Annotated in this window: 12 protein-coding genes; 7 read left to right on the top strand and 5 right to left on the bottom strand. The window is 36.6% G+C overall.

Going from position 1 to position 18,205, the window contains the following annotated elements:
• Positions 1–690: 690 nt before the first annotated feature.
• From KHB02_RS13470 to KHB02_RS13490, 5 genes are all read left to right on the top strand, one after another.
• Entirely contained in the window at positions 691–1,815 is a 1,125-nt protein-coding gene (locus tag KHB02_RS13470; RefSeq protein WP_213144080.1) for an acyltransferase, read from the top strand.
• A gap of 164 nt (positions 1,816–1,979) precedes the next feature.
• Positions 1,980–4,421: an N-acetylglucosaminidase gene (locus KHB02_RS13475; RefSeq protein WP_213144081.1), complete on the top strand. Its 2,442-nt coding sequence runs from the start codon at positions 1,980–1,982 to the stop codon at positions 4,419–4,421.
• A 208-nt stretch (positions 4,422–4,629) separates the two neighbouring features.
• Entirely contained in the window at positions 4,630–5,361 is a 732-nt protein-coding gene (locus tag KHB02_RS13480) for a WecB/TagA/CpsF family glycosyltransferase (protein WP_213144487.1), read from the top strand.
• Between the two features lie 201 nt (positions 5,362–5,562).
• A complete protein-coding gene (locus KHB02_RS13485) occupies positions 5,563–6,627 on the top strand; it encodes a glycosyltransferase family 4 protein (RefSeq protein WP_213144082.1) in 1,065 nt (354 codons plus the stop codon).
• Between the two features lie 149 nt (positions 6,628–6,776).
• Positions 6,777–8,615, top strand: coding sequence for a S8 family serine peptidase (locus KHB02_RS13490; protein ID WP_213144083.1), 1,839 nt, complete (start codon positions 6,777–6,779; stop codon positions 8,613–8,615).
• A 395-nt stretch (positions 8,616–9,010) separates the two neighbouring features.
• Here the strand turns inward: KHB02_RS13490 and KHB02_RS13495 are convergent, their stop codons facing one another.
• The 4 genes from KHB02_RS13495 to KHB02_RS13510 form a co-directional block, all read right to left on the bottom strand.
• On the bottom strand, positions 9,011–10,000 hold the full coding sequence (locus tag KHB02_RS13495) for a hypothetical protein (protein ID WP_213144084.1): 990 nt from the start codon (positions 9,998–10,000) through the stop codon (positions 9,011–9,013).
• Positions 10,001–10,016: 16 nt separating this feature from the next.
• The gene (locus KHB02_RS29915; RefSeq protein ID WP_213144085.1) at positions 10,017–10,988 is read right to left on the bottom strand and encodes a phosphodiester glycosidase family protein; all 972 of its coding nucleotides are present in this window, start codon (positions 10,986–10,988) and stop codon (positions 10,017–10,019) included.
• A 400-nt stretch (positions 10,989–11,388) separates the two neighbouring features.
• Complete coding sequence (locus KHB02_RS13505; protein WP_213144086.1) at positions 11,389–12,147, bottom strand: metallophosphoesterase; 759 nt, start codon at positions 12,145–12,147, stop codon at positions 11,389–11,391.
• Between the two features lie 228 nt (positions 12,148–12,375).
• Complete coding sequence (locus KHB02_RS13510) at positions 12,376–13,266, bottom strand: S-layer protein (RefSeq protein WP_213144087.1); 891 nt, start codon at positions 13,264–13,266, stop codon at positions 12,376–12,378.
• A 291-nt stretch (positions 13,267–13,557) separates the two neighbouring features.
• On the opposite strand from KHB02_RS13510, the gene KHB02_RS13515 reads away from it, so the two are divergent.
• A complete protein-coding gene (locus KHB02_RS13515) occupies positions 13,558–15,417 on the top strand; it encodes a peptidoglycan recognition protein family protein (protein ID WP_213144088.1) in 1,860 nt (619 codons plus the stop codon).
• A 298-nt stretch (positions 15,418–15,715) separates the two neighbouring features.
• Here KHB02_RS13515 and KHB02_RS13520 read toward each other — a convergent pair whose 3' ends face one another.
• Entirely contained in the window at positions 15,716–16,756 is a 1,041-nt protein-coding gene (locus KHB02_RS13520) for an LCP family protein (RefSeq protein WP_213144089.1), read from the bottom strand.
• 378 nt (positions 16,757–17,134) lie between these two features.
• On the opposite strand from KHB02_RS13520, the gene KHB02_RS13525 reads away from it, so the two are divergent.
• Complete coding sequence (locus tag KHB02_RS13525) at positions 17,135–18,193, top strand: glycosyltransferase family 4 protein (RefSeq protein ID WP_213144090.1); 1,059 nt, start codon at positions 17,135–17,137, stop codon at positions 18,191–18,193.
• Positions 18,194–18,205 lie beyond the last annotated feature (12 nt).

Genomic DNA, 18,205 nt, shown 5'->3' on the forward strand with positions numbered 1-18,205 from the left:
TTTGCTCTTACGAGTAATAATCCAACAAAAAGGCATCCGAATGGGCTCATTCGAATGCCTTTTGTCTACAATCTGAAGGCTAAGTAAACTTACTTAGCCTTTTCTCGTGCAAATTTACAAAAAAAGGACCAATCAGGTCCTTTCATTAATAGCTGTGTAAAATCTTAATGAATTTAAAATAGCCTAATTAATAATAATATAGACGATAAGAAGGGTGCATGTCCAAAAAATGATATTTTCAATGATTATTATTAATGATGGACTCGATTTTTTTCGATATGAAAACTTATTTCTATGGTACATTTTGTCGGCCTTTTCCAGCCTTTTCTCTTTTTCAACACGAATCATACCAAAAATAAAAGTGAGCAATATTATGAGTGCAAGAACTAAATAAAGCATTATTCACTACCTTTCTAAATTTTTCGCCTAATCTATTTTTATCCATTTTTTTTGCTTTTATGCCATTCTTGTTACTAATATCCTTTAACGACAAGAAATTAACGTTGGTAATTGTCCGTAACGACTGAAAATATTGATCCAAAGAATGGAGAAATCACTCTACCTTTGCTTTAGGGCCAACTATTTGTCAATATGGTATTACCTTCTAAAAAGTTCCCACATTTCTCACATTGACTTATAATAGAAAATTTATTACTTTGGTTATATTGATTATAAATGGGGGGACATTTGTTGAAAAAAGTAAAATTAGAAGAGATTGAGGTTTTAAGAGGAATAGCATTTTTGGCAGTTGTTTTGCAGCATGCATTGGCTGCAATATTTATTCAGCCTGATATTAATCTTTCAAAAATAACAATTGCTACAACTTTACTAGGATTAACCAGATTCGCAGTTCCCTTATTCGTCTTTATTTCTGGCGTTGTTTTGTTTTACAACTATAATAATAAGTTAGACTATAGAAGTTTTTTACGAAAGAGATTTACACAAATATTTATTCCATACTTTTTTTGGACAATATTTTATTATGTATGGGCAAGTATGTTAGGTGGAGTGGCATCAACTAGTACATTTGGTCAGATACAGGATATTACTCAGTTAACGTTTACAGGTGAAGGTTATTATCATTTATGGTTTATGGTAATGATTATTCCATTTTACTTTTTATTTCCTTTTTTCAGGACCTTCTTGTCGAAATATAGGAGAATGTCAACCAATCTGATGGTATTAACAGTCTTCTTTGCTATTAATTTATCCATCGTATGGGCCTTAAATAGAGGTTTTATTCATTCTGCTAATCCAAATTTGGGATTTATTTTTAATTATTTAGATCGAAATTTTATTTTTTGGATATTTTATTTTATTTTAGGCGGTTTCGTTGGTTTGTATTACGAGCAATGGAAAATATTTGTACGAAGATCCCGATTTTTCATTATGGCAGGAATTGGAATTTGTGTATATCTCATCTATTCTGATATTGCTATAATCAATCAAAATCTGACAGGGAACAATTATATTCAAAGTTCTTGGGTAACAGGGCCGCTTAGGCCGTTTATGATGGTAGCTATCTTATTTTTAATCGTTTTTATTTTTTTTATAACAGAAAAATTAGTTCAAAAAAAATCATTTATCACTAAAATGTTAAATGCGTTTGGTAAATATTCTTTTGGGGCATATCTGATTCATGCATTTGTTTTACGCTTTACCAATCAGTTGGCAATTAACTTCTTTAGTAATTCTGGTGTGTTTTTTCAAACTGCTGTTTCGTTTATCTTATGCTCTATAATTAGCACACTATTTTGTTTAATTATTAGTAAAATGAAAATTTCTTCTGGTGAAGTGATCATGGGAAAAGTGTAAAAACTTTGTCGAAAAATAAAAAAAGTGAATTTTCTATGTCTTTTCCAGTTGAAAACCAGCTAAATCCATTGACAGTTTAATAGATGCAAAATATGATAAATATAGTCATGAAATTTTAAATTTCGATAAGGTTGTCGATTTTCCGGAGGTGGTTTTTAGTAGAAATGGAACATAGTAGAATTAAGAAGGGGAATTTAGAGCCATTCAAAAGGTTCTTTAAAGCAATTCTCCCAACAATCCTTATATCCAGTGTTTTATTATTCCCCAGCCAATCCGAGGCTTATACAGATTATTCAGTTTGGAAAATTGAAACTGGAGGGCTTATAGGGGAGGAATCTGTAAAAACTTCGCTAGATAGGCTGAAAGCAGAAACTAATTGGTGGGCAACTTATGAACCGACAGGAGCTGTTTCTCCATATTATCAGCTTTATTCAGGCAGTTATTACGGAGAGGAAAACGTAAAAAATGTATTAAATCAGTTTCAAACTACTACAGGATTTAAAGCTGCTTATCAACCTGTGGGCAACCCAGTTCCTTACAAACAAATTATTTCTGGTAGCTATTATGGAGAAGAAAATGTAAAGCAGATTTTACAATCATTCCAGGAAAGCACTGGTATTTCAGGAACCTACGTTCCAACTGGAAATGGTATACCTAAGAAGAGAGTGCTATCAGGAGGCTATGTTGGAGAAGATTCTGTGAAAGAAGTTCTTCGTCAGTTTCAGGAAGCTACCGGTATAACAGCTTCTTATGAATCCAATGGTCAGTACTCAGATTATTACCATCTTATTTCCGGTGGTTATTATGGAGAAGAAAATGTTAAATCCATTTTAGCAGATTTTACGGCACAGACCGGAATAAACGCTTCTTATGTGCCAAGTTATTATGCTGACACCTACTCAGTCATTTCCGGTGGTTTTGTTGGTGAAACAACTGTTCAGGCCATTGTGAATCAAATAAATAATGACTTAGGTCTGACTGCTAAATATGTAGGCACTTCAAATCCAGATGTATTTAATATCGTATTTGATTCGTTATACGGAGATTCTTTATCTAAGGTAACAGCCTACTTAGATAATAAGCATTGGTGGTATTCGAAAACCGCAACAGGCAATAAAGTGCCTTTGAATTATAATATTGTTTCTGAGCCAAGTTTGGATAAATCGAAACTTGATGCAGCATTAAAATTCTTCCAATCACGGAATTGGTGGGCATCAGTTAATCCAACTGGTCAAAAACTATACAATGTCTTTCAGATTGTTACAAGCCCCACTGTAGATGATTCAATGATCAATAATGCTCTTGCCTTTTTTTCAAATAGAGGGTTATGGGCGACCTCTGAGTTGTCGAAAGAGTTGGCCTATCCTTACTTTAATATCGTTTCGGAACCCCTTTTAGAAAACGAAAAGGTCACTAATGCACTTAGTTTCTTTCAAAAAAGAGGCTGGTGGGCAGCACCACAAGAAACGGGCAAATATGGATATACAGTCTTCGGGATAACGTCAGAACCTATTTTGGGATTGGATAACTCAAATTCTGCCTTAAATTTCTTTAAAGAAAACGGATGGTATGCGGTATCTACATCTACAGGTAAAACAGAGGGAGTGTTTAAAATTGTAACCGGCGGTTTCCAAGGTTATGAGACAGCACTCGCAAATGTTAAGTTGCTTGCTGACCATTATGGTTGGTGGTCAACACCCGTAAAAGTCCAAAATGGACCGCAGGTGACATATACAAATTATAACCTTTCGCTTTATGAAATGTTAAACTTGCAAATGAACCAATCACCACAAACTGATAAGTACCGTAATGATCCGGCTTATATTCACTCCTCCTATGTGGATTTGGCAAATAATAAAATTACAGTGGATGGGTTAAATGTACGTAGTGGTCCTGGTACCTCTTATGCTTCAGTAGCTAAGTTAAATGCGGGATTCACCGGATTTAAGGTCCTTGAAACTGTAGGTGATTGGTATAGAATTTCCCTAACATGGAGAAATGCTAAACCGGAAGATGTTGAATATTATTTAAACCCAAATAATTTCCCTTCAGACAGTAATCAATACTTTCAGTATTTAAAGCTTTCAAAGCCAGCGGGTATTAATGTCAGTGAAGTGAATGAGAAAATTTTAAATTCAAATGCAGGTATCTTACAAAGTACAGCAGGTATTTTTGCTCAAGCCGCACAGCTATATAATATTAATGAACTTTATCTTATTTCCCATGCTTTGCTAGAAACAGGAAATGGTCAATCTGCTCTTGCCAAAGGAATAAATTATAATGGGAAAGTAGTTTATAACATGTATGGCTATGGTGCGTATGATAGCTGCCCAGAAACTTGCGGTGCACAGACAGCCTACGAAAAAGGTTGGTTTACACCAGAGTTAGCAATTATAGGTGGGGCAGAGCTAATTGGAAAAGGTTATATCTATAATGATACCTTCCAACAAGATACCATCTATAAAATGAGATGGAATCCAGTATTACCTTACCACCAATATGCTACTGATATTGCTTGGGCTTCAAAACAGGTTAATAATATATATAATCTTTATAAGCTATTAGATAACTATACACTTTATGTGGATATACCAGTTTACAAGTGATAGCTTAGTAGGGACTGACTCGTAAAATTGAGTTCAGTCCCTTTTTCTTTCCAGAAAATAAGTCGAAGTGTCGTTTCGGTATGATTTGCTCCCTAATTCATTATCCTCTATACTCATATTTAGAATTAACCGTAGCGAGTATATTTTTTATAAAATACTTGTCGTAATTTAATTAAAACAGCAATATAAATGAGGAAGAGTGAGAGCAATGAATGGGAAGCCAAAAATTAAAATTTTACATACATCCTTTGATTACAAAACAAGAAACGAATTGATGAAGGAACTTTTCAACAGGGTCAACAACTTGAAAAAAACATTTTTAGTTACTGCCAATCCAGAAATTGTTTATTATGCGGATAAAGATCCGTTCTATCAACAGAAGGTAAATCAAGCTGATTATGTGATTTCTGATGGGTATGGTGTAATTCTTGCCTCAAAAATTATTGGAAGGAAGCTTCCTGAACGTATCCCGGGATTCGAGGTAATGTGCGATTTGCTTTCTTTGGGCAATTCACATGGATGGAGTGCCTATTTTCTTGGTGCGAAAAAGGAAGTTCTGGAAAAGGCGATATTTAATATTAAGGAAAGATATCCAAATTTAAAAATTTCCGGTTTTCGGGACGGCTATTTTACGGATTCCACTGACATTCGTAACGAAATACACACAAATAAACCAGATTTGGTATTTGTTGCTTTAGGTTTTCCAAAACAAGAGGAATGGATTGTTGAAAATTACTCCGAAATGGAAAAAGGATTGTTTATTGGTGTCGGCGGCAGTTTCGATGTCATGGCTGGGGTTGTCAAAAGGGCACCCGCATTTTGGAGGAATTTGAATTTAGAATGGTTCTATCGTTTGATTAAACAGCCAAGCCGCTGGAGACGGATGCTTGTGTTACCTGCCTTTGTATTAAAAGTTATAAAAAATAAGTATTTTTCATGAAACTAAGGACAACTAATTTTCGTCAAATAATTTGTAAACCCTTTTTCATACTAGGCTATAACTCTTTCCATTTTGTGAAAAATGTATCTTTATGTTGTAATTTGTGATATACTCCATTAAGGTAAATTATTTGTGTACTTCAATTTAAAAAGTGATTATCTAAGTCTAGTAATATATTAAGCGGATTTTTTGGAGGACTGTATGTTTTATTTTACATTGATGATTTGTTTTGTAGCGGCAATTCTCCTTACTCCAATTGTAAAAAAAATAGCATTCAAAATTGGTGCCACAGACAAACCTGAGCAGCGTAAAGTTCATCAAGGTATCATGCCTAGATTAGGCGGTCTTTCTATTTATTTGAGCTTTATTATTGGTGTTATGATTATTCATCCCTCAGAATCGTTTCATATACCAATATTGATAGGCAGCTTCGTCATTATTATTACTGGAATGATTGATGATATTAAAGATATTTCAGCTAAATATAAATTAGCTGGGCAAATTATTGCGGCATTTATCGTCGTCATTTGGGGAGATATGAAGGTTGAGTTTATTAATTTGCCTTTTGGTGGCGATCTGGATTTTGGGCCACTTAGTATCCCTCTAACGATGCTTTGGATTATTGGGGTTACAAATGCTATTAATTTAATTGATGGCTTGGACGGCTTGGCAGCAGGGGTATCTTCTATTGCTTTATTAACTATTGCCGGCATGGCTGTTGTAATGGGTAATACTTATGTTGTGCTGATAGCGTTAATAGTAGCAGTTTCCTCATTAGGATTTTTATTTTATAATTTTTATCCAGCAAAAATCTTTATGGGTGATGTTGGATCTCAATTTCTTGGATATATTATAGGGGTATTATCTCTTTTAGGTTTTAAAAATATTACTTTTATCTCATTAATTATTCCAATTATTATTCTGGGTGTACCGATTTCAGATACTTTTTTTGCGATTATACGTCGGTTGATTAATAAGCAGCCAATTTCTGCTCCAGATAAGTCGCATCTTCACCATTGTTTATTACGTTCCGGTTTCACTCATCGTCAAGCAGTGCTCTTAATATATGGCATGAGTATAATTTTTGGGCTTGCTGCCTTTATCTTCTCGCAAGCAACAGTTTGGGGTTCATTAATCGTTATCGCTGTTCTATTACTGGTCATCGAGCTGTTTGTTGAACAAGTAGGCCTAGTAAGGGAAGACTATAAACCACTGTTAAATCTGATTAAGGGAATAAAACCGTTAAACCTTAAATCTAAGGGATAAATACATTAAATGTTTAAGTGTGCATATTAACTGAAGTGCAACCAGTTAAGTAGATAGGAATAGAAAAGCACGATTATCTAGCCTGAGTCCTGAATTGATAGCGATTCAGGTTATTTTATTTCTTTTAGAGCATGGGGGGAACGTACCGAATGGGGAAATATTACAAAATTGCAAGTTCAGCCGTTCTTTCCGTATTGATCTTTTTTGCTGGGATGGTGCCAGCGAAGGCTGCAGAGGTATCCGAAAAAGTAATTGTTGTTTTTAACAATAAAGCAGACAGTAGTTTAGTAGATCAGTACGGAGTTGTAGACCAAGAACTCGATAAGGCAAAAGCCGTTAGCGCCACTGTACCAATAGGAGCGATTGATCTACTGGAAAACAACCCAAATGTAAAATCTGTTGAAAAAGATACCCTTGTTAAGATTAACAGTGAATCACAAGAATGGGGAGTCCAAGCAACAAACGCGCCCCAATCATGGTCTAGTGGATATACAGGCAAAGGTGTGAAAATTGCCGTGATTGATACGGGCATTGCCCAGCATGAAGACTTGACCATTTCTGGAGGCGTATCAATTGTAAATGGTTCTTCCAGTTATTTTGATAATAATGGCCATGGCACACATATAGCAGGGATAATTGGTGCAAAAAAGAATGCCCTAGGAGTAGTGGGGATTGCACCAGAAAGCTCTTTGTATGCCGTAAAGGTTTTGGATTCTAAGGGTGAAGGCTATTTATCCGATGTCATTGCCGGAATTGAATGGTCCATCGAACATAAAATGGATATTATCAATTTGAGCATGGGATCAAACGAGCCTTCAGACGCCTTGCGTAACGTTATTGATAACGCATATGCTAATGGAGTCCTAATTGTAGCTGCAGCAGGTAATGCCGGAACAAGTGATGGTACAGGGGATAATGTGGAATATCCAGCAAGATATCCTTCTGTTATTGCCGTTTCAGCTATTGATGCCAATAAAAATAGGGCGGACTTTTCTTCCACCGGTCCTGAGGTTGAAGTAAGTGCACCTGGTGTTAGTGTAAAAAGTACTTATCTAAACAATGGATATGCTTATCTAAGCGGCACCTCTATGGCCGCACCTTTTGTGTCCGGAGACCTCGCTTTATTAAAACAGGCCCATCCATCCATGACCACCGGTGAATTAAGAAATCTGTTAGATGTGAATACCCTTGATTTAGGGGCACAAGGAAAAGACCTTTGGTTTGGCTATGGTTTGGTACAAGCTCCTATAGTTACTCAAACACCCTCACCCCCTACTACGTCGTCCATTTATCGTGTCATAACAGGTGGATTTCTTGGTGAGGCAAATGTGAAGCAAAAATTGGAGACACTTCGTACGCAAACTGGATGGTGGGCTACCTACGAACCGCTGGAACAAACTGCTCCATATTACCGGATTTTTACAGGAGAGTTTATCGGAGAAGACGCAGTTGCAAAAGCCATGAACGACGTTCAGTTGGAATCCGAAATGTGGATGACCTATGAAAGAACAAGACCAGCATATCCCACTTATCGCATTGTGACAGGGGGATTTAAAGGGAAAGAGAACGTAGAACTGGCACTCGCAGGATTACAACGCGACACTGGATGGTGGGCGACGTACGAACCAACAGGTCAGCTTGACACTTACCGTATTGTCACGGGCGGACTCGGAGGAGAAGCGCAAGCAAAAGAAGCCCTTGCCCGTGTTTCGGCAAGAGGCTGGTGGGCTACTTTTGAAGAATACGGGGAACCGGTTTATTACTATCGGATTCGAACCGGTGAGTTTCTCGATGAAAATGCAGCCAAGCAATCGTTAACCTTTTTCACCAAAAGAGGTTGGTGGGCCACTTACACTCCATCCGGAAGAGTAGAGAGATATTACTGTATTGTCACAGGTGGCTTTGCCGGATTAGACGTTGCCGAGCAAAAAGCACAATGGCTTTCCGATACGTATGGTTGGTGGGTTAGCACACAATACGTTCAATAATTAAGAAAAGGTGGGCTGTTAGTTATGCAGCTCATCTTTTTTTATAAAAAAAGAAGAATATTAAGTTGATAGAGTATCAAATTTATATATAAAAGCGATGGCTCATTTCAGTTTGGCTTCTTTGATGCGCTTGGCCCCCACTCCAATAGACTGCCTTTCGGCATGGTACTTCTGATGGATTGGCATTTGCATTGTACGTATGGGGAATTTGGGGGTTAGAGCATCCTGAAATTCCGTCACTTTATTTTCGGAGTTATGCACTGAAGAACATTATTTGAGGTAGTTAAATAATAATGACGGAACATTTCCCTTTAGCTGTGTGCTTTTTGGTGGCTTGAAAGGTCTGGGGTTATTGGCAGAATAAAAAAGCGGCATCGATTGCCGCTTTTAAACCTTTATTCTTTGATTAAATTCGTGTCATTCTGGGTAAGAAGGAAAAATTTGTGGTTCTCAACGGTAACTTCTGAATCTTTTGGCAAGGTAAAATGTTTATTTTGTTTCATATCGTAATAAACGTTATCTTCGATATAAAGAGTATTTTCATCTTCTGTAATTAGGATATGGTCACCTGAAACAGGAGTCGGAAGTTCATCAATCAGGTGTTTTTGGCCATCTTGATAAGAGTAAATTTTCGTTACGTATCCATCTTGATCCAGCTTTCCGTAATAAATTGTATCATCGTATACGGAAAGAATCGTTGCATTAGATTCAATGTTCTTTACGGAAGAATTTTGCTTCAACCAAATGGTGTGAAACTTGTCTTCATAGAACAATTCGTTTTTTGTTGATAACAAAGTAGGTTTCTCAATGTAACTATTGCGTAATGGCACATTTGTCATTTTTCCGTTTGTATTAAAGTGATACAATTTCGTAATGGTATCATTTCCAATGAGTGTATACACATCGTTGGTATACGGACTGTAGCTGATTGATTTAAACGTAGAAGTTGAAGTAACACCTGTAAATGTTGTAATGATCCGCTCTTTATGTGTCCCTACTTGGAAAGTTTTTAGAACCAAATGGTTTTGTTCGGATTTTAAACCAATAAAGAGATTGTCACTTCGGATCCATTTAATATAGTTCATTTGGTCTTCTTCATTTGCAGAATACAGCTCAGTATTATTTTCTATATCAATAATGTGAAGTCGATTGTTATTGCTTACATAAGCCACATATCGTTGATTTTCAGAAATCGAAACTAATTTCACTTTTTCCTCTGCTAAAAGTTTCTTGTTCAAAATAGGCGTTTCGATTTTTTTCTTTGTGCCTGTTTCGGATGTAGATGCAGTAATGGACTGCTGCCCTTTCAATATATTGTCATAGTGCCAAAAGACGCCTGTTTCCAAGGCAGTAATGAACACTAAAGCAAGCAAAAATATTCTCACAGTCTGTTCTTCCTCCCTATTTTTGAGGCATTACGATAAAACTAGTTGCTATTTTTCGTTCGCCGAGAACATCAGATGGTTCGTTGATTAACACGCCATCTTTTACCATCGTTGCAGATGAACCCCCATCTAAGTTTGCTGCGCTTACCGCACCATATTTCAACATTAAATGCATTAAGTCATTCATGGTGGCACCCAAGTTATTCGCTCCGTGGATCATCCGTCCATCGGTCACAATCATAATGACGGTACCATCTTCTCTTTGACCAATGGCCGTTCTGGGAGCTGCTCCCCAACCGCCATCACCTTTGACGACCCCTTTTCCGTCTTTTACAAGAACAGGTCCGAATGTTAAAGCTTCTGTAACGTCTCTATCCATTAATTCTTTTTCTGAATAGGAACCTACCATCAATACGCCGTCACGAGTAAATCCAACAATCGGCTGGGTTCCGCCTTTTGTTACAAATTCCCCTTTTTGAATGGTGGTACCTAACGGAACTCCACCGGTTCCACGATACCCAACGTCCTGGAATGCTCCGCCGTTGATTCCCGCGACCGCTTTATTGTCCTCAACCATTTCGCCTACTGTTTGACCGACATCACCTTTATATTTCGTTACAGCAACACGAATACGAGTTGGGTCTGGAACCAACATGATTTTGGCGGAATATGTTTTGTCTTTATAGTCTTCGATTGTAATAGATTCATCCGTGTTGTTTTTTAAATGGGCTTTGATATTTTTATAGATCTCTTTATCTTTAATATTATCTTTTTCGACTTCTACCACCATACTGGGTTTGTTTTCCTCAGCAGATACCGTCCACATGGATAACGGTGCTAAATACTGTGGATGCATGGAGGTGGTAAAGATTCCAATCACATAACTTTTAAGTGAGTCGAATGGTCCGTGGAAGACCAAAATAGCACTGGAAACCCAAGCATATATAACAGAAAGAATCATATACCCAAAAACTTTTGAAAATTTCACCCAATGTACCTCCCTTACAAACAATAATAAAATATTTATGGAATAAAATAGAAACCTTTTTTTCCTTCTGGTCTCTTATTTATTATTCAATAGTTATATTTTCATAGATGATAAAATGCAAAACACTATACTATTGTAATAGTAATTGAGCTTTTTTTCCATATCAGAATGCTGGAAGTATTGATAAAAAGGAAATTTATCTGTTCTCCTTGGATTTGATACCTTTTGCGAATGGATTACCTTCAATGATAATGATAGAGGATATAGGTTTGGAAAAAGCCTGAAAAACAATAACAATAAAAAACAAAATAGGAATAAAGTTGTATCCCCATTCCTATTTTGTCACCAGCCCCCGCAAGCACTGTTTTATATTAACGGCTTCATGCATGATTTATTTTACTTAAAGATTTAGTACGGAAACTTCACTTCTAACACCAAAACGGATATTATATCTTGATTGTCCTAAGCCCTTAGAGATATAAAGATAACGACCTTTATGGATATGCAATGCCTTATAAATGCCTTGGTTCATTAATGGACCTTGAAATTTTGCGCCAAATAAAAAAGGGATGTTTATTTGTTTTCCATGTAAATGTCCCGAAACCATAAGAGTAAATGGCTGATCCATATATTCTATGAGATTTGGGTCATGGCACATTACAATTGATGGCTTCTCCTTTGGGATATGATGAAATGATAAATTTACATTATGGTGATTCGTACAATAATCATCTATTCCGACAAGGACAAAATCTTCTAAATCAATCCATTCATTCCTTAAAACTTGTATCTTGTTTTCTGCTAAAGAATTAATGCAAATCTCCACAGGCTGTACGGAATAATCCTTGTTCCCCAAAACGGCATAACAGGGGACAGCTGATTGTTTTAGTATTTTTGAATATGGTTCAAGTAATGATTTACTACTTGCCCTTTCCATGAAATCTCCCGTAAAAAGGATTATGTCTGGTTTTTCTCTTTTGATAATACGGTTTATTTTTTTGGGTGAAATTCTCAATCTTTCCACATGTAAATCAGAAAGATGTAATACTTTCTTATTTAACCCTAAGGGTATATGAACCCTCTCAATTTTTAGCCATTGAGTTGGCAGGATAAAAAACATATACCATAATAATAAAACACCAATGACTCCATAAAGCATAATCAAATAGCTCCTAAAATCCGTATTTTAATGAAATTTTCAATTAAAAAGTAGAGCCTATTTACGGCCACCGCAATGGAGCCCCTTAGCAGGGCTCGAAATTGAAAAACCCCAACTATGAAGCAGGGGTCTTTGGATAAAAAGGTATTAAATTTTCAAATATTATATCTCGATTAAGCTTACTATTGCAAGGTGGATTATTTACTATTACGTCGTGTTCTCGCTAAATTATTTTGGAACCCGGATCCACTTATCCCCCAAAGTGGTTTGGATTTTTAACCATCCGAATGGATTGATGGATTCTTCTTTAACAAAAACTGTTTGTGGATCAAAGCTCCCGATAGACATTCCCTGTGGACTATCGAATGCTGTAAATTTAGTTGGAATATTTAAATAAGAACCATGAGGGGCAACCCACTCATTCCCAGCGTATGTGTAAATTTGAATCCATCCATTCCCATTATCTTTCAACACTCTTACAGATTGAGGGTCAAATGTATTACAAGAATTTGAATAATTAGGGTTTACATACGCACAGAAATACCTATTTATTGTTTTAATATGAGGGTAACGAATTATCCATTTTGGTCCCAAGTAAGTACTAATTAGCGACCATGCAGTATCAGTTGTTTGTAAAACGTATACTGTTTGAGGACCAAACCATGCGACAGGAGTAGTCGAACCTGAATAATCGTACGCAGCGAAACTGTCATTCATTTTATTTGGCATACCATTCACACCAGTCCATTTTGGACCTGCCCATGTATCAATGAATAGAATCCCGTTTACTCCACCATCGTGTGCAATAACGGTTTGGGGGCTGAAGGTGAATTTTTGGCTATCTAATGATGGGGTATCGAAAGCTTCAAAAGGCCTATTAATATCTACTTTGGCGCCATCGGGTGCAATCCATCTTTCATAAGATAGCAACATCCAACCAGACGGGAAAGTACGCTCAACCCAAACTTCTCCTGGCTGTATGGTTCCGACTACTGGCGAATTAAAACTTTGGTCCTTATAGACTCTCAATTCTTTTTGAACTTCATAGTATTGCGCATTGGCAGGTTGTGAAACTAGCAAAATAATCCCGAAAATGAATAATGAAAACCACTTCTTCACAAATATCCTCCTTTTATTAATTACTAATTAATTTTATTTTACATTTTTTTGAAAAAAGTAGAATAAAATTTTCCTTTATTATAAAACGGTTATTGAAAATAATCATATTTTGGTGACAAATGGGTACAGCAAAGTTATTAGTAACCAAAAAAAATTTTCTTTTTATTAATTTTACGAGATGAAAAAATTTTCCTTTGGTATAATGATGATGTTGTTTTTTATTATTTTAGAAGAATGAGAGAATTATGGAAGGGAGAGAGAAGAAGCAGTTTTAGACTGTAAAGAATGACTATGAAAAAATTAATAAGAGTGCTAATTGTTGGGATGTTTATAGCAGGAAGCAGCGGTGTAGTCAATATGCAAAATGTGTACGCCAACAGTTACGATCCGGCAAACATTTCACAGCAAACAGAAGCCACGGATTTCACAAACATTATTTCTGCTGAGAACGGAAAGGACGAGATTGTTTCAACGCCACCAGGGGAAGTTTCTTTAAGGGTTTTATCAAACTTTGTGAGAGACGGGGAATTCATCCTTTATAATAACGGCAATATTTCCATGTATACAAAGCCAAACGGCTCTGTTGATGGGGGATTAGGACCTCAAGTGCTTCACTCTACCAAAAGGAACGGACAATGGTTCCTCATCAATAGTTACCAGGGAGAGAGATGGGTTTACAATGATGAAAATATTGTGAACTTAAGAGACGTTGCCGCCAAAAATGCAGAACTTACTCTTGGTGAAACAGTTTATATCTATAGTGAACCTTTTTCTGTTTATAGGACAGAAGAGACCATTGCTCCCACAACTGTACATGTTATAAAACAAGCAGGAAGCTGGTTCCTCATTGATTATAACTCCCGTCAGGTATGGATTACGACTGAAAATGCGAAGTATAAGGGGACAGTTGATACCTTCGATACTACCAGTATTTATGGTATCCCCTATAAAAAAATGATTATACCTACAGGAAATATAAGTGTACGTCCCGGTACCACGCTAAAACCAGACTACATCACTGTCCATAATACAGCTAATACCGCAAGTGGTGCAGATGCAGAAATGCACGGTAGGTATCTTCTTAATCAAGCGGCAACGAACCCAGATTCATGGGTATCTTGGCATTTTACTGTGGATGACAAACAAATAGTTCAGCATTTACCATTAAGTGAATCAGCCTTTCATGCAGGAGATGGTGATGGGCCCGGAAACCGTAGTTCAATTGGTATTGAAATAACTGAAAATGCAGATGGAAACTATGCAAAAGCTGAAGAAAATGCCAAAAAACTAATTGCCTATCTAATAGATCAGCTGAATATTCCTATGGAAAATGTAAAACCTCATCGGGACTGGTCAGGGAAGAACTGTCCGAGGGTAATATTAAGCAATGGTTGGTCAAACTTTATAACCTCTCTTCAGCAGGTGTATAATACCTACCATGTGCCTACTGTATACCGGGTAGTAACAGGCGGTTTTCTTGGTGAGGAAAATGTAAAGCAAAAGTTGGGTATGCTTCAGGCTCAAACGGGCTGGTGGGCATCGTATGAACCACTGCAACAGACAGCTCCTTATTACCGGATTGTAACAGGTGAGTATACAGGCGAAGAAGCAGCCGCGGAAGCAATGAACGCCGTACAGTCTGAAACGGGATTGTGGATGACGTATGAAAAGACTAGACCAGCCTATTCAATTTATCGCATCGTAACAGGCGGATTTAAAGGGGAAGACAATGTTCAGCAAGCACTTGAAGGATTAAAGCGCGACACAGGTTGGTGGGCTACCTTTGAACCTACCGGTGAGCCAGATGTTTATCGAATCGTAACCGGTGGCATTGGGGGAGAATCGAACGTCATTGAAGCCCTTAATCGTGTTAAGGAAAGAGGCTGGTGGGCAACATATGAGGAAAATGGAGAATATGTTTACTATTATCGCATTCGAACAGGAGAGTTCATCGAAGAAAGTTCGGCCAAACAAGCATTGGCCTATTTTACCAATAAAGGCTGGTGGGCAACATACGAACCATCCGGGAGAATTGAAAGGTATTACCGAATCGTAACTGGTGGTTTTGCTGGCCGCGAAGCCGCAGAGGAAAAGGCAAAAATGGTTCAAAATTCTTACGGTTGGTGGACCAGCACAGAAACGGTAAGATAAAATTCTTTTAAAGGTGAGTTGCAGATGGCAGCTCATCTTTTTTTTAACTGAAAAAATATATTGATTTGAGGGTATATAGAATGGGACAATGGTTTATAGTTCCCTTTCCGATTTATAAAGGAGTATTAAATATAAATGAAGCCTTTTGAAGTACGATACTTCCTTTCGATTTTACCTATTGTAATCCCTCTAACATTAATTAATTTAAAAACCAAGTTGTTAGGATACAAGTATAAAGTTTTAAAAAGTAATTGTGTTAAAACAAGCCGTATCACATATTGTGATACGGCTTGTTATTTTAGTTATCCTGAGCGTCTGATTTTTCTTGGTCTGCATCTTTAATTTCATTATCTACTTTTGGTTCCAAACCTAATTGTTCTTTTAGTTTATTTTGTGTTTCCTTAAGAGATTCTTTATCCAGCTTATAATAGTAAATTTTGTTTATATAACTATCTTCACCTTTTAAAGCTAACGTCTCAATTGTAAGTCCACTACCCGCCATTCCATAATCCATTAAAGCTTTCATATTACTGAATGACATATCTGTAGTCATATTTTCACCGACTGCTTCAATTAATTTTCCATGCTTCGTTAAGGACTTAACAGAAATAGCCTTTTTAAAGATGGCTTTAAGAATCTGCTGTTGCCTTTGTCCTCTCATGATATCGGAATCTTTATGTCTTGTTCTTGCCAAGGCAAGGGCTTGTTCTCCGTTTAAAGTTTGTAGACCTGGCTTTAAACGGATGGCATTTGGACGATCCTGTGAGTCTTGCTCTGAAATTTCATAAGGAACGTCCACTTCGATTCCATCAAGGGCATTGACTGTATCAATGAATGCATAAAAGTTTACTTTTACATAATAATCGATGGGAATATCCAGAAGTTCTTGAACAGTTTCAATTGTTAAGGCTGGTCCGCCAAATGCGTGTGCATGATTTATTTTATCGTATTTATTTTTTTCTGGTATATGAACGTATGAATCCCGAGGTATACTCAACAGCGTCACTGACTTTTCTTTTTTATTTAACGTAGCAACCATAAGAGCATCCGTTCGTACTGCGGAACCGTATTGTTTGGCTCGAACTTTACTCTCGTCTACGCCAATCAGGAGAATGGAGATATTATCCTTCTCAGGGTCAATTTTGACCTCCCTTTTTGATGCAGCCTTTACGGGTTGATAAGATTTATTAACGACTGACTCCGCTTTTTTTATTAAAAAGGTGGCATATCCTGCACCCGATAATGCTAGAACTAATATAGGAAGGAAAATCCACATAAAAATTCGTTTTCGCCGTTTTTTCTTAGCGTCTTTTAGATTTGAACGTGTATAAAGGGACATAGCATTTCTCCTTATTTATTTCATAAAACATTTAGGAAATGTTATAAACCAATTTTCATTTTACACTTTTTTACTCTCTGCGTAAATTGAAAATTTTTGTCGATAATTAATTGATTAATAGTTTTAGAGTTTTTTTTTCATTAATGCCTTAGTATTGAAATCATAGATGCATAATAATGGTAAGTACTCTTTATCGAAGATAAGAGAGAAAGTATACAAATCCCATTCTTATTTGTAATATTTTTGACATTTCAATCAAATAAAATAATTAGAACTTTTTGGTTGCTATTTATTTCCTTGATTTGAACTATTAAATATTATAACGGAGTGGTTTTGTTTTTTGTGATCAGGACACACTTACTATTAAGGAGGATTGGTATGCTGTATCTTACCTTGGTAGTATGTTTTTTAGTTACTATTTTTATTACCCCATTGGTAAAAAGGTTTTCTTTTATTATTGGGGCAATAGATTATCCTAATAAACGAAAAAATCATCAATCGGTTATGTCGAGGCTGGGAGGACTTGCTATTTATATTAGTTTTACAACTGGAATTATCATTATGAAGCCGGAAAATCAATCATCATTCGCAATTATAATAAGTTCGCTCATAATTGTAATTACCGGCTTTTTAGATGACATATTTGAATTGTCTGCACGACATAAATTAATTGGTCAACTTGCTGCTGCTTGCACAGTGGTTTTTCTGGGGGATTTACAAGTGGAGTTCATTAACCTTCCGTTTGGTGGTAAACTTCAATTTGGTTTATTAAGTATTCCAATTACAATACTTTGGATTGTAGGAATCACTAACGCCATTAACTTAATCGACGGCCTTGACGGTTTGGCAGCAGGAGTTTCCTCGATTGCATTAATTACTATTTCTGGAATGGCGATTTTACAGGGGAATCTATATGTCTTGACAGTGGGTTTGATCTTACTGGCAAGTACACTTGGATTTTTAATTTACAACTTTCATCCAGCGAAAATTTTCATGGGGGACACAGGAGCTCTCTTTTTAGGGTTCATCATTTCTGTTTTATCTCTTCTCGGTTTTAAAAATGTTACCTTCATTTCATTTGTAATTCCAGTAATTATTCTTGCTGTACCTATTTCCGACACTTTTTTTGCCATTCTCAGAAGAATTATTCAAAAGAAGCCCTTAGGTGCACCGGATAAACAACATTTGCACCATTGCATGTTACGTATGGGCTATACCCACCAGCAAACGGTTCTGCTCATATACGCCATGTCTGCCTTCTTTGCCTTGGTTGCAGTGATTTATTCGCAGGCACGTATTGGCGGTGCGCTAGTCTTAATCACTTTGATTGTCCTGTTTATCGAAATCATCGCTGAAAAAATCGGCCTAGTTGGAAGAAACTACCGCCCCATCCTAAACATCTTACAAACAATAAGGACAAGCACAGCCAAAAAATAAAAGGGCCTCGAA

Source organism: Neobacillus citreus (assembly GCF_018343545.2).
Lineage (GTDB): Bacteria > Bacillota > Bacilli > Bacillales > Cytobacillaceae > Neobacillus > Neobacillus citreus.

What these genes read in the sequence shown, in the direction of transcription:
- KHB02_RS13525 (WP_213144090.1), top strand. Translation starts at nt 17,135, where the DNA reads ATGCTGTATCTTACCTTGGTAGTATGTTTTTTAGTTACTATTTTTATT.
- KHB02_RS13515 (WP_213144088.1), top strand. Translation starts at nt 13,558, where the DNA reads ATGAAAAAATTAATAAGAGTGCTAATTGTTGGGATGTTTATAGCAGGA.
- KHB02_RS13480 (WP_213144487.1), top strand. Translation starts at nt 4,630, where the DNA reads ATGAATGGGAAGCCAAAAATTAAAATTTTACATACATCCTTTGATTAC.
- KHB02_RS13490 (WP_213144083.1), top strand. Translation starts at nt 6,777, where the DNA reads ATGGGGAAATATTACAAAATTGCAAGTTCAGCCGTTCTTTCCGTATTG.
- KHB02_RS13505 (WP_213144086.1), bottom strand. Translation starts at nt 12,147, where the DNA reads ATGCTTTATGGAGTCATTGGTGTTTTATTATTATGGTATATGTTTTTT.
- KHB02_RS13475 (WP_213144081.1), top strand. Translation starts at nt 1,980, where the DNA reads ATGGAACATAGTAGAATTAAGAAGGGGAATTTAGAGCCATTCAAAAGG.
- KHB02_RS13520 (WP_213144089.1), bottom strand. Translation starts at nt 16,756, where the DNA reads ATGTCCCTTTATACACGTTCAAATCTAAAAGACGCTAAGAAAAAACGG.
- KHB02_RS13485 (WP_213144082.1), top strand. Translation starts at nt 5,563, where the DNA reads ATGTTTTATTTTACATTGATGATTTGTTTTGTAGCGGCAATTCTCCTT.